This window comes from Anabaena sp. TISTR 8404, from assembly GCF_056847745.1.
The window spans coordinates 4,893,115-4,906,917 of sequence record NZ_CP180578.1; the positions used below are offsets into that span (position 1 = coordinate 4,893,115).

Sequence of the window (13,803 nt, forward strand, 5' to 3'; positions counted from 1 at the left end):
AGTCTTTGATTGTCCCAAAACTTGTAGCGTTGAAGAAATAGGACTATTTACTATTTAATTGGTGTAGGAATAGCTAAAACCTTTTGTATTATTGGCATTCAGCTTTTTAGAGCAGCAACAATATATATTTGTTTCCGAAATAATTCTTAGTCTTATGCAAATCTTGATAACAAGATAAAGCGGTTAGTTAATATTTATTCATAAATTTTTAGAAGGCATTCTTAACATTTCGATACAAATAGAGCAATTCTAAATCATTCGTGAAGAAATAGATTCCCGACTTCTTCAAGAAGTCGGGGATATGAGACTTACTCAGGTAAATTGATTACAGGATTGCGACTAAAGAAACCACGTGGAACTAACTTAAACCCAATCCGGTGAACAGGCATCACAGGCCAATCTTCCGGACGAGGTACGTGTGTCATTCCCATCGTGTACCAAACTACGATGTCTTCGTTTGTTAATGATTCATTATCAGAGATATATTTTGGTAAACCTTGTCCTGATTGAGTTTGGTTAGGATAATTGCCACCAGCATAAAGTTCTTCTAGTTTATATTTTGTTACCCAAAAGTGATGTGTAGCGAATTCTGCCCTTTTACGAATTTCTGCACCTTCTGTAGGGAAAAAGATTGAATTTCCAGTTGGCATTAACATATATGCAGGTGCAGTATTTAAAACATTCTTTTTACTTGCACTGGCAATCATCCATTCTCGGCTATGCTTCATATCTACATCGCGCACAGCAGCCTTTTCTGTTGTTAATGGAGTGTCTTCTACTGCGATCGCATTTCCTATAGGATTTTTATCATTTATTGGGACAGAATTAACATTCAATTCCATTACAGAATTTGCCTGTCCGTCTACATCCATATCTAGGCGGTAATTGAAGAAATGTTGATGATTGACACCAAAAATATTCTTTGCCAGTAGCCGTCCATAAAAATTATCAAAAGACTCTTTCTCTAACGCTGTTCCTTGTGCCAGGACAATTCCAGATAATTCATTCTGTACTTCTAAAGTTCCATCTTGGTGAAAAATCCAATTAATGCTGTAATCATAATTGTCAACGGTTGCAGTTATCGTCACAATTAATTCACGATTGCGACGGACATCATTACGCTGAGTGTTATATTCATAATGTTTCCAAAGAATGCCATTATCGCGTTCATAAATACCAACAACACCTGGCATGGTATAAGGTTCTCCTTGTTCGTTGGCAAATACAGTATCTAGTAAAACTCCATTTTCTGGGATGTCTTTACCTAACTCTAAGGTATTAGCTAATAAACCAAGATTATATTCCCCAACATCAAAAGCATTACGAAATGACCAAGTAGGATTCGGGTCACCATAAGGTACTACCATCTCTGATAAACTGGCACGATATAAAACTGGTCGAATATTTTCACCATCTTTGTAAGACACCAAGTACAACACCAAACCTTCGCGCGGGTGCATCAGATAGCGAAATTTCCAACCTTGCCAACTAATTTCATTACCATTAATTTGAAAGGTTCTACCATTAGGCTGGAGAATTTTTAATGCTTTTGGTGGTGTGAGTAATTTACCCAAAGATTTAATATCGTAGTTCCAGTTTTCTTTGGAGAATGGGACTATTCCTCTGTCTATAAAGCTGGCAACTTTACCTGTATTCAAATTGACAGTTGCTAGGACACCTTCAATTGGACTACCGTAATAATTCCAGCGATCGCCACGATAATAAGATAATGCCCGACAAAGGCGATCGCCTGCTGCTTCTTCCTGTTTACTTAAGATTCCAGCTGCCCAGCAATTAATTTTGACATCATCAAAATCTTTAATTCCCCGCTGTTGCATAGCTTTTTGCCATCGCGGATCGGCTTTAACTGCTTGAGTTGCTAGTTGATATTCTGGATTAACTAGCGCTGGTTGAACATTAGCTATCTCTTTCCAAGAAGTGAGTGATTGCTTTTTTAAATCAACTATACCTTCGTAGGTTTTATTTTGCGATCGCTCGTATACTACCAAAAAAGCATTTCGCTGAAATTGTTTATCTGCTGTAAAACTTAAAACTTCATTTTTATCTGGTTCTTGTAAGGCAATAACAGGAAATACAGTCATGTCACTCAAAGTTTTTTCTTTTTGGATAACTGATACAGCTGTTGTAATTTCAGTCTCTGTTAATGATGTAAGAGGATGATTTATTACAGGCTGTTGAGCAGATACTTTTCCTGTCCATACCAATGCAGTTAAAGTCAAAATAAGCAGGATAATAGTTAAACCCAAAATTCGTATTCTTTGAAGCATTTTTTAAATAAAGCCAAGAAACTTACAGTTATTTATTACTATAAATTAGGCTTAAAACCGTAATATTCAACATAGTTTTTTCTATATGCTTTTTCTTGATACGTTTTTTAAAAATTTTATATTTAAATTTGTATACTTAACTACTAGAGTTATCGTGTATTGAGATACATACCGTAGATATGTGGAGCTAGTTAGTACAGTTATTTAAAAATCTATGTATAAACTGACAATTCCAGGAAGTTTTTGATGATGAAGTGATTATTTTGGCAGTCTATTGGGGAATTATAAATAAAACTGATAAGACTTACGCAAACTCTAGGATTTTTTAGGGTTATTGGCGACTTAGCGAACCATCGCGGTAGGCGGGTTTCCCGAATTAGGCGACTGGGGTAGTTCAAGAAATTCAGCTAGAGAGGGATTTTTACGTAAGTCATGACTGAGTTCAACAACTGTAAGTTCAAAATTTATGAATCATTCCCTTGAGTATTCCCTAGACACTCTCAATGTTCCTTTAGAACGGGATATTTTCTTACGTACATTAATTCGTGAATTATCCGGCACTTTACAACAAGTAATTGGGCTAGAAGAAGCCTCTGGATTTATTAGTGTAGTTGGCGAAAGAATGGGTAGGCAGATTAATCAAAATTATAAGTCTGCTTTGGAGGTTTCAAATCTTTCTCGTGAGCAAGTTATTGCTGTTTTAGTTGATTTGAAAAAACGAATTCAAGGTGATTTTTATGTAATTGAACAGAATGAAGACAAAATTGTATTTGGTAATCGTGTTTGTCCGTTTGCAGACAAAGTTTCAGGTCGTCCTGCTATGTGTATGATGACCTCAAATGTTTTTGGGACGATAGTGGCTAATAATCTTGGATATGCCAAAGTAGAATTGCAAGAAACCATAGCAGAAGGTGCTACTGGATGCAGAGTAGTGATTTATTTAAGACCTACAGAAGAGTCAGAAGATGCAGAAGGGCGAGAATACTTTAAAGGGTTAAAAGACTAGAACCATATTAAACTCTAGGTTACTAAGCTGTAACCTAGAGTTTAACTGAGTTTTGTTCTGCATATATTGGTAAACTCTCAAATTAAACACCTATGACTCCTGAGCAGTTTCTTGAATTTGCTAGAGTTTTACCAGAACCTTTACTATTAGTAAACAGTGCGGGTCAGCTTTTAGCAGGAAATCAACCAGCCGCCAAATTGTTTGGATTACGTAGTCAGGAAATCAAAGAAAGAACGCTCTTTGATTTAGTCACTGAACCTGCCAACGAGCTAGTTAATTACTTGCAAGTCTGTTCAACTAGTAGAGCAATGGTTATTGGTACTCTAACTATACGCAAACCTGATGGAGAAACATTAGTCTGCCGTAGCCAAGGTGCAGTTATTCAACCTTTATCTCCTGAGTCATTAGCTTTGATTCTTTTACGTTTAGAAAATCGTGCTACTGCTAATAATAATTTTGTCCTTTTAAATAAAAAAATAGATGAATTAGCTAAAGAAGTTCAACGACGTAAACAAGCTGAAGAAGAACTCTCAAAAATCAATGAAGAACTAGAATTTCGTGTTAAAGAACGAACAAAAGCTTTGAAAAAAACATTAAAGGAGCTACAACTCACTCAAACCCAGCTAATTCATGCTGAAAAAATGTCTAGTTTAGCTCAGATGGTTGCTGGTATTGCTCATGAGATTAATAATCCTGTTAGCTTTATTTATGGCAATTTGAACTATGCAGAAAAATACATTGAAGAATTGCTAGAATTAGTAAATCTATATCAAAAATATTGTCCAAATATTCATCCAGATATTCAAAATAAAATCGAAGTTATGGATTTAGATTTTGTTAGCCAAGACTTGGCTCAAATACTCAAATCTATGACAGCAGGAACACAGCGCATCCAAAATATTGTCCTATCACTACGCAACTTTTCCAGATTAGATGAAGCAGATATCAAAAAAGTTGATATTCATGAAGGAATAAATAGTAGCTTAATGATGTTAGAACACCGCCTACAATCTAAAAGTGGGGTTTCAGACATTAAAGTTATTAAAGAGTATGGATTAATTCCTAAAGTGACTTGCTATTCTGGACAACTTAATCAAGTATTTATAAATATTCTTATTAATGCTATTGATGCACTGGAAGAAAAATATAAAAATCCTAATTCTTTAGCAAAAAATCAAAATCAAACAATAGTTATTGATAGCCCTCAAATTAACATTAAAACTGAATTTACGGATGAAAAATGGGTGTCGATTATTATTCAAGATAATGGTTCAGGTATTGATGAAAAAGTCTGCTCAAAGATATTTGACCCATTTTTTACTACTAAACCAGTGGGTAAAGGGACTGGTTTAGGATTATCTATAAGTTATGAAATTATAGTGAAAAAGCATGGTGGACGAATTAATTGTTTATCTACTCTTGGAAAGGGTACAGAATTTATAATTCAGATTCCGATTAATTGCCTATGTCAGGGATAAATTGACTGAAAAATAATCTCTGTAGCAATAGGTATAAATTCTTATTCATTATTAAAATTTGCCCCTTAAAAATAGAACATTCTATTTGCTAGACTGTCTTTTTTAAGGGGATATAGTATCAAGATTTTGATTGATACTTTTTGAGACATTTACTGGAAAATTATGCAGAAACCAAGCGGCGTAGAGATTCAGCACGACGTTTAGCGGTGGCGTTATTAGGAGCTAATTTAAGTGCTTCTTCGTAACTTTGTAGCGCCTGAGCATTTAATTTTTTTCGTTCATAAGCATGACCGATATTATTTAATGCCACTACATAATCTGGTTTAATTTTCAGTGCTTCTTTGTACTGACGAATTGCTAAATCATATTGCTCTTGGGCAAAGTAAGCGTATCCTAGCCCATTATAAATAGGAGCAATAGCTTCTTCGCCTTCTTCTTCAGCCGCTTTGAGAGCTTTTTGAAATAACGCGATCGCCTGAGAGTACAATTTTTTTTCAGAATAGATACAGGCTAACTCGTAATATTCCTGAGTTGTACCTTTTTCTTTCTCCAATTTTTTTCGCAATTTTGAAAATGCGCTTTCTAACTTGCGAGTTTTGAGGATTTGGCGAAAAACACTTACAACCGCAAATGCAAGAATTGCTACCACAATCGAGAGGTAAACAACAGCTAGATTATTATCCATCGCCTGCTAAGACAAATATTAAAACTACTTTCTACATCTATTATCAACCTTATGGGGAGTAGGGAGAGATGAGGCACAGGAAAAGAATATCTTACTCAGCACTCAGCACTCAGCACTTATTTAAGGTAATCCCCAATATTGAGCGCGTTGTTTGAGCCAACCTTCGATTGTGTAACGTGCGATCGCTTCATTTACTTTACGGCGCAGTTCGTCGTATTGCAAGCCTTTGGGCATCACTACAGATAAAGGTTCCGTTGATAGCTTTGTTGGTAATAATCGATATTGGGGATATTGTTGTATCCAACCGCTGAGAACACTAGCATCGGCGGCAAAGGCTGTGGCTGTATTATTTTCTAGTTTTTCTCGCGCTTCTTGGTAAGAATTTACTCCCACTAACTCAGCATTAGGGAGATAATAACGTACTTGGGCAATTGTATTAGAGTGGTTGAGTACCGCTATTTTACGATTTGCTAAATCTGGAAGTTCTTTGACAGAGAAATCTTTAGTAATTAGATAAGCGCCATCAAAGTAATAAGGCACACTGAAACTTACTAACCGTGCGCGTGACTCCGTAGCCGTAACTCTGGCAATCGCAAAATCAACTTTATGCTTTAACACTATAGATAAGCGATCGCGATTCGCTACAGTTTGCAACTTAGCAGCTTCTGGTTTACCGAGCAAGTCTGCTGCTAATCGTTGCGCCAAATCAATTTCTAAGCCTTGAAGATTGCCGTTAGCATCCCTAAATCCCAAGGGACGCAAGTTATCTTTGACGGCAATATTAAAATAGCCCCGCCGCTGAATTTCTGGCATTTCTGCGGCAGATGCAGGTAATCCTGTGACTATAAATAAACAGCAGAAAATCCCAACAATGGTAGTGAACAAGACCAAATATAACCAAATCAAGGATAAAGGATAAAGGATAAAGGATGAAAAAAAGATTTGTTGCCGCAGCAATCTCTTCAGCAAAGAGCCAATCTTCTTCAAACCCCTTAATTCATTTTTGGGGTAAGTTTCAGCCTTCATACTTCATACTTCATCCTTCAAAGGTTATTCATCCGTTACCACCTTTATTTTTTAGCTTGGATTGCCAATTCAGCAACTTTGCCGAAGCTAGTAGGATCTAGAACTGCTAATTGTGCCAACATTTTGCGGTTGAGTTGGATATCAGCTTTTTTCAAGTTGCCAATCAACTGGCTGTAGCTTAAGCCATGCTGTCTAGCAGCAGCGTTAATCCGAGTGATCCACAGACGACGGAAATCACGTTTGCGTTTTTTGCGATCGCGGTAGGCACTGCGTAGTGCCTTCATTACTTGCTGGTTAGCAGTTCTAAACAGCGTTGAGTGGGAACCGCGAAAACCTTTAGCTAATTTGAGAATTTTATTGCGGCGTTTACGAGCTACGTTACCGCGTTTTACCCGTGTCATGTTTTAATTCCTAAAAAAAATACATTACAAATAAGGAAGCATCAAGCGCACGTTTTCTTCGTCGCGCTCGTTAACAATTGCCATTTTGGACAATTTACGCTTTTTGTTGGTTGTCTTGTGTTCTAACAAGTGGTTTTTGAAAGCTTTGCGACGAACGATTTTACCGCTACCAGTAGCGCGGAACCGTTTCGCTGCTGCTTTACGGGTTTTTAGTTTAGGCATTTGCTGGCTTTAATTTGACAATTCGACACGATCCATAATTATATACTATTCAAATTGCAGAAATGCCAATATATGCTAAATAAAGCCATCAGAAAGTTGATCTAGTGCAGCTAGAACTAGGCATTGACAAGTAGAACGAAAAGTGAATAAGGGTAATGTAAAGGATAACTAGCGATCGTTAGTGAAAGTGAATTCGATTAACCTCTCCCCGACCCCTCTCCGACGCGGAGAGGGGCTTAATACCGTTTCTTTATGAAGATGCAATTAATCGGTTTTTGTAGAGACGTTGTATATAACATCTCTACAGGATTTATAGAGTGCAGCTTTTCATATAATTGGTATAAGTCTCAACGAAAAATAAGCCTTTGAAGCCTCTCTCCTTGCAGGGGAGAGGTTTGGAGAGGGGTTTATGGTATTTTTCACGACTTTCCAAACATCATCTCATCGTGCCGTCAGATTTTATGCCAGGTTTGTTTCTGGGTTTAGCACAAATTTTGAGTTAGGCGATCGCAGTCATGTCACCTGAACACTTACTGCTGACTCAAGATTAAAAATCCTGTCTGGAATAACCCAACAATAAAACCTAAAACACCTCCTAAAGTCACGATCGCCTGCAATTCATTTTTGACAATTCCCTCAATAGCCGCTTCTAAATCAGCAGGAGATGTTGACTTTACACGGTCAATAATCACTTGATCTATTGATAAAATCGGAATCACTTGTGCCACAATTGCTTCTAAATCTTTTTCTAAATAACGTTCTAAGATCAAAGCTAATTCCAAGCTGACAACTTCTAAAGAAGAACTGACAACAGGTGAAGCACTCAGTCGATTTAGCAGCAGGGTAGCAATATTCTCCCAGTTAACAGAATCAGTGAATCCTTTTAATAAATCACTCCCACTAGTTTGAATATATTGGCGGACTGTTTCGCGTGTGGTTTTACGTAACTGACGTACCGTACCAATTGGCAAGTTTTGTAATGATAAATTTTGCAGAATTTTTTTCAGGCGATCGCGCAGTTGCAAATCTTGAGTTAATTCTTGCAAACGAGCATTTGTCGCTTCTTTTTCATCTAAACAAAAGGTTCTCAATCTTGTGAGCGTATTGCGTAAACCAAACAAATTGGCTACTACCCAATAAGTTCCACTAGTTTTTTCGCGGAAGCTTTCATCGATAATTTGAATTGTGTTGTCAGTTAAAAAGTCAACAATGGCTTGTCGTAATATGTCTGGCGGTAAAACTGTCTGCAACAACCAATCAGCTAGTCGTGTAGCTTGTTCATCTGTTAGTTGTAAATCTAGTAATACTTGATCAAAAATTTGATTGATTTGCGCTTCTAAAAAGTCTTCTCTTCGTGCTAAAACTTTCAGCAATCGTGGTAAAGATTCACCTAACAAATCACGCAAAATTCCTGCCACAATTTTGGCACTTTTTTGGTTTTTATCTGCTTTGATTTGTTCAATTGCTAAACGTAATAACCACAGGATAGCGCTTTGGACTCGTTCTGTTTGCAACAAGCGCCGCGCCAGATTTTGTAATTCTTCTGGCGTTAGCAGCGAACCCATGATTGTATTAGAAATATTTTTAGCCAGACGTTCCTGGTTGCGAGGAATCAAACCAGGAGTGAAAGGCACTCGTCGTCCACCAATATAAATTGCGCGGTAGGGACGAAATAACATTTTGATGGCTATATCATTTGTGAAATAGCCAATTACGCCGCCCAATATCGGGGGAGATACATAAAGCCAAAGATGAGACCAATCCACAGGATTTTGGACTTGCCGATTTTGAATTTGGAAATTTAGACTCAGATGTTGATTTCTAGATTATTTCTGCTTCTGTGCCAGCAGAGCCAATCAAAATCTCCAATCTTAAATCTAAGATTTACTGACTACCAGCACTCCCATCATACCGTTCACAATGGGGTAGTGTGTAACCGATGCAAAACCAGCTTGAAGCGCTAATTCCTTCTGCACATCTCCTGTAGGAAAGCGATCTAAGCTGGGGCTGATATAGGCATACTGTTCTTTTAAGCCCATATGTTCAGCCATTGGCACAACTATAGAATCCAAATACCATTGTTGAAAAGCGCGTAATTGCTGATTATTCGGGCGATGAAAGTCTAAAATTGCAGCCTTCGCACCTGGCTTCAAAACACGGTGAATCTCTCTCAAGCTTTTAGGAATATCTGTAACATTTCTTAACCCATAACCCATTGTCGCCGCATCAAATTGGTTATCCTCAAAAGGCAAATTGAGGACATCAGCTTCTAGCCAAGTTATGGCAGGTTGGGGGTATTGTTGTTGAGAGCGTTCTTTAGCAGTAGCTAGTAAGTTAGGTGAAAAATCCACACCATACACGTGTCCTGTGTTGCCAACACGCCGCGCCAAACGCAACGCTAAATCACCACTCCCACAACATAAATCAATACAAGTATCTCCAGGTTTAGCACCACTCCATTTAATAGCCATTTCCTTCCATATCATGTGTTGTCCCAGGCTCAACCAATTATTTAGCTGGTCATATACTGGAGCAATACTGTCAAAAATGGCACGAATGTCTTGAGTCATTAGTCAATAGTCAATAGTCAATAGTCAATAGTCAATAGTCATAGTCAAGAGTCAACATAACCTCACTATGGACTATGAACTATGGACTCTTGACTAAATTTGTACTTGATGGCAACGACTGCTAGTTAGGGCGATCGCTACCAGTTGAGCGGATAAATTAATTAGGTTCAGTTCATCTTCTCGCAAAGAGCAAGGTTGTTTCCATTGGAGTGACAACACACCTAACATACCATTGCGGTAGGTAATTGGAATAACTAAATGTGCTTGGACACCTGTATCTTGATAGTGCGATAGACCAGTGAGTTTAGAATCTTTAGCAACATTTAAGGCTACCTGCATCTTACCAGTAGCGATCGCTTCCGTTACCAAGATGTCTTTGTCTAGCCAGTTGACAATACTACCAACACGGCTATATGCACCTTGAACACCAACTAATTGATTTTCTTCAACCAGCTGCAAAATACAGCCATCAGCGGCGAAACTATCACTAAAGGCTGTAGCTATGGGTTCTAAAATTGACTCTAAAGTATCTGCGGCTTGGGTGACTTGCACCAACACAGACAATAACGCCATTTGAGCATTGGCACGGCGTAATTCTTCGGTACGTTGCTTCAACAAGTCATAGGTTTCTGCGGCTCTTTGAACTACTGCCTTCAGTTCTCCTGGATCCCAAGGCTTGGTAATATACTTGTAAACTTGTCCAGCATTAATCGCTTCTACTAAATCTTCAATATCAGTAAAGCCAGTAAGGATAATTCTGACTGTATCGGGAAACTGCGGCACAGTTTTACTCAGAAATTCCGTTCCTTTCATTTCTGGCATTCGCTGATCGGAGATAATTACTGCTACTTCTCCTTCTGTTGCCAAAACTTCTAAGGCATTGATGCCGCTATCAGCTTTTAAAACATGAAAGTCGCGCCGAAAAGTCCGATAAAGTAAATCGAGATTATCTGGCTCATCATCCACTACCAATATTTTGAGCTTTTTTGCCCTTTCTAATGTAGCTGCTTGCCGACGACTTGTAGTTATTTCAAGCGTGGGATTATCCATGAGATAATTCCTGTAAATAATTCACTATAGTGTTATATTCCACACCAAGCTTAGTTGATATACAGTAACTAAGCCTTGCGTGAAGGTACTGATAAGTTCAAGGCAGAACTTGTGTGTACTATTGATAACCCATAATTTTATTTGGCGGTAGAGTGTAGAGATAGTCCGCTGTTAAAGATTAGAATAATACTTGCCGATCAGGTATCGGTAGTTTTCTCAACTTCCATCTGTCACTCTAGATTATGACTGACTTACCACCCAACGCCCAAAACCCTGAAACTTCTGCTAACGATCATGCACAGGAGTTACTGCGTAAACTACGGCAAAAGCAAGGTAATTGGGTGGAATGGGGAATTGCGATCGCTACTCTGCAAAAATCTGGTTATAATCCCCAAGAAATTTTTGAAGCTACTGGATTTGAACCCATTCAACAAAATCAGGTAGTGGTTGGCGCTCAAGTTTACAATTCTATAGAAAAAGCAGGGGCATCAGAAGCGACGCGATCGCACTACTCTACACGCGGTAGTGATGTTTTATATGAATTACGCTTGCTTTCTCAAGAAGAACGGGCGGCGGCGGCGGAACTGACTTTTACTCACAAACTTGATCTCGATGGCGCAAAAGAAGTAGCCAAGGCAATTAAAGATTACTCTTGGTTACGCACTTTACCAGAAGGATTTTCGGATCATGTTGGGGATGCAGTTGCTTACCAAGCTTGGAAATTAGCCCGGCAAAATTCAGATTTAGCAGAGCGATCGCGTTTAATAGCTAAAGGGTTACGTTTTGCTCACACCGATTCCGCTAGGAAGCAACTAGAAAAACTACTAGTTGATTTTACCGTTGTTCCTAAACGCCCGGCTCCTTTGTTGCCTTTTTACCGCTTTGACTCGGAAGAAGAATTACCGCGTATCCTACCAGTTGTAGGTAAACTTCCCTTAAAGCCACAAGATTTACAAGCTGTACCTCTGATTACAGCGGCTGAACCATTCCAAATAGTGAAGTTTGCTGGAGAACAAGCTTGGGTTCCCTTACCTGGTTGGCAAGCCCTGTTAAACGCTGAAGACCCTGTGGTGATTTTAGCAAATAGCGATCGCCTTCCTAATCAAGCATCAAACAAGCGAGAAGAATTACTAATAGTTGTTGATCGCGCTCAAAGACAATGGGATGCTAATAGCTATTTTATAGTTGAGCATACCGGAGAATTAGATATTCAATGGTTGGAAACTGAACCAGACATTTCCATCCTGGGAAAAGTGATTGTCATTGTGCGTCCGAAGAAAATTTTAGATGAAGAAGTCATCAAAGAACCTTGGCTGATTGACGAATAATTCACTTTTGATTTCAATCAGTCGCTTGGATAGTTGTCTGCTTGAACTATGTTTTAATACAGCGATAAAGTTGATAGGGAATTCCTATCCGATAGTGGTGTGTTGGGTCTATATTACAAACGATTTGCCCAGCAGATAATATTACCTGCTGTTGATAATCGCGCCGTCGCAAACCAGGAGCGACTATCCACAAATTTAGCTTAGATGTATCTGGAACGGTTAATTGCGAAAGTTTCTGCCAAAAAGGAATTATATTAGAGTTTTGATTAATAAAAGCAAAATTATCTAATTTATATGCATTTCTAAGTGGTTCTAAAGCTAAAGCAAAACTTAATCCTAATGCTACATCTTGATAACTACCATATCCTGTAACTAGCATTAGTGGAACAGATGGCTCTAAATTCATATTATGAGACACCTTTTCAGGTTGAAAAGGTTTTTGAAAAGCTAGATTAGAAACAACAAAAATACAACTAATAATACTAACTATCAAAAATATAGGGATTAATTTTTTATTTTTCCAGCTAGAATTAAGACCTGCGGCTAAAAGAGCGCAAAAACTTGGATAATATACAAAGTTATATCTAGGAACAACTGTAATATCTTTACCGAATAAATAAATAATAATTAAAAATTCTAAAATTACAAAAATAGTAAAAATTAAAAGTGTATTAGTCGATATATTAGTTTGATTATTTAATAACAAAATACGCAAACCTTGAAATATTGTACGCCCCGACCAAATAGAAAATATTACCATAAGTAAAACACAAATAATTGCTACTGGTAAAGGCTGATTTTCTACAGGCAAAGCAATGATCATCAATACCCAGTTAATCAAAGTTTGATATAAAGGTGAAATGTAGTTAGGAGTCGGCAACCAATTTGTTTCTGTACGCTGAACATGATTGAATATTCTGAGGAACCAAGGAATAAAACTAATGAAAACAGCAGTACTAGAAATAAATAGAAATAACCAAAATTTTTTGATAATTAAAATATTTGGCTTATACAGATAAACTAGAAAGATTAAAGTAGCTATTTCTGCAATAAATGCTAGAGCAAAAAAATAGTGAACATAAAGAGCAATACTGTTAGTAATCGTCCATAATAGCCAAACCCAAAACCTCAGGCGCGATCGCTCAAATATATCCCGCTGAATTTGCATCAATCCTAACAAAGATAAGGTAATCAGAAACATCGGTGCAGTATAGTGTCTCGCCTCTTGGGAAAGGTACACAGCAAAGGGCGAAGTCGCCATCACCAAAGCTGCTATAGTTCCCGATGATTTAGAAAAGGCAATGCGATTTAGCCCATAAATTGCAGGAATTGTCGCTACACCAAATAAAGCAGGAAGCGATCGCAATTTTGTCACCCATTCTGTTCCCAAAGGAGTCATCCAACTTAACCACCGATACATCGCGCAAAAAAATAAAGGTGGATGGGTAGACTGCGTATCAAGATTTGTAGCTATTTGCGCACAACTGACACCTGGATGAAAGGTAAAAATTTCCTGCACACGTTCTAAAGGAAATATTACATCCAAAGGCAACTCATGATAATTTTTGCCTAAACTAAAGATGGAAGTAATTACTTCATCCATCCATAAAGGTTTTAAATCTAAATGCCAAAAGCGCAAAATAGCGCCAAGTGCGATCGCTCCAACTAAACCAAAATAATGTAGAGAAAATCTGCTATTTACCATTATTAAACTATGAAAATTTCTCACTACAAAATCACATCAATACC

At 37.8% G+C, this 13,803-nt stretch carries 12 protein-coding genes; 3 read left to right on the forward strand and 9 right to left on the reverse strand.

Annotated elements, in window-relative coordinates:
* Positions 1-308: 308 nt before the first annotated feature.
* Entirely contained in the window at positions 309-2,288 is a 1,980-nt protein-coding gene (locus ACMX3D_RS21125) for a primary-amine oxidase (RefSeq protein WP_482747796.1), read from the reverse strand.
* A gap of 466 nt (positions 2,289-2,754) precedes the next feature.
* Here ACMX3D_RS21125 and ACMX3D_RS21130 point away from each other — a divergent pair, with 466 nt between their 5' ends.
* Both ACMX3D_RS21130 and ACMX3D_RS21135 read left to right on the forward strand, forming a co-directional pair.
* Positions 2,755-3,294, forward strand: coding sequence for a methanogen output domain 1-containing protein (locus ACMX3D_RS21130; protein ID WP_482747797.1), 540 nt, complete (start codon positions 2,755-2,757; stop codon positions 3,292-3,294).
* 92 nt (positions 3,295-3,386) lie between these two features.
* The gene (locus ACMX3D_RS21135) at positions 3,387-4,772 is read left to right on the forward strand and encodes an ATP-binding protein (protein ID WP_482747798.1); all 1,386 of its coding nucleotides are present in this window, start codon (positions 3,387-3,389) and stop codon (positions 4,770-4,772) included.
* A 160-nt stretch (positions 4,773-4,932) separates the two neighbouring features.
* Here ACMX3D_RS21135 and ACMX3D_RS21140 read toward each other — a convergent pair whose 3' ends face one another.
* The 7 genes from ACMX3D_RS21140 to ACMX3D_RS21170 form a co-directional block, all read right to left on the reverse strand.
* A complete protein-coding gene (locus ACMX3D_RS21140; RefSeq protein ID WP_482747799.1) occupies positions 4,933-5,457 on the reverse strand; it encodes a tetratricopeptide repeat protein in 525 nt (174 codons plus the stop codon).
* Between the two features lie 120 nt (positions 5,458-5,577).
* Entirely contained in the window at positions 5,578-6,483 is a 906-nt protein-coding gene (locus tag ACMX3D_RS21145; RefSeq protein WP_482747800.1) for a transporter substrate-binding domain-containing protein, read from the reverse strand.
* A 44-nt stretch (positions 6,484-6,527) separates the two neighbouring features.
* Complete coding sequence (gene rplT, locus ACMX3D_RS21150; protein WP_482747801.1) at positions 6,528-6,884, reverse strand: 50S ribosomal protein L20; 357 nt, start codon at positions 6,882-6,884, stop codon at positions 6,528-6,530.
* Between the two features lie 24 nt (positions 6,885-6,908).
* Positions 6,909-7,106, reverse strand: a complete 198-nt coding sequence (rpmI, locus tag ACMX3D_RS21155; RefSeq protein WP_190983895.1) for a 50S ribosomal protein L35 — start codon at positions 7,104-7,106, stop codon at positions 6,909-6,911.
* A gap of 530 nt (positions 7,107-7,636) precedes the next feature.
* A complete protein-coding gene (locus ACMX3D_RS21160) occupies positions 7,637-8,872 on the reverse strand; it encodes a DUF445 domain-containing protein (protein WP_482747802.1) in 1,236 nt (411 codons plus the stop codon).
* A 111-nt stretch (positions 8,873-8,983) separates the two neighbouring features.
* Complete coding sequence (gene ubiE, locus ACMX3D_RS21165) at positions 8,984-9,676, reverse strand: bifunctional demethylmenaquinone methyltransferase/2-methoxy-6-polyprenyl-1,4-benzoquinol methylase UbiE (RefSeq protein WP_482747803.1); 693 nt, start codon at positions 9,674-9,676, stop codon at positions 8,984-8,986.
* A gap of 93 nt (positions 9,677-9,769) precedes the next feature.
* The gene (locus ACMX3D_RS21170) at positions 9,770-10,726 is read right to left on the reverse strand and encodes a response regulator (protein WP_482747804.1); all 957 of its coding nucleotides are present in this window, start codon (positions 10,724-10,726) and stop codon (positions 9,770-9,772) included.
* 242 nt (positions 10,727-10,968) lie between these two features.
* Between ACMX3D_RS21170 and ACMX3D_RS21175 the strand changes: the two genes are divergently transcribed.
* Complete coding sequence (locus ACMX3D_RS21175) at positions 10,969-12,054, forward strand: RuBisCO accumulation factor 1 (RefSeq protein ID WP_482747805.1); 1,086 nt, start codon at positions 10,969-10,971, stop codon at positions 12,052-12,054.
* 46 nt (positions 12,055-12,100) lie between these two features.
* Here the strand turns inward: ACMX3D_RS21175 and ACMX3D_RS21180 are convergent, their stop codons facing one another.
* A complete protein-coding gene (locus ACMX3D_RS21180) occupies positions 12,101-13,759 on the reverse strand; it encodes a glycosyltransferase family 39 protein (RefSeq protein ID WP_482747806.1) in 1,659 nt (552 codons plus the stop codon).
* Positions 13,760-13,803 lie beyond the last annotated feature (44 nt).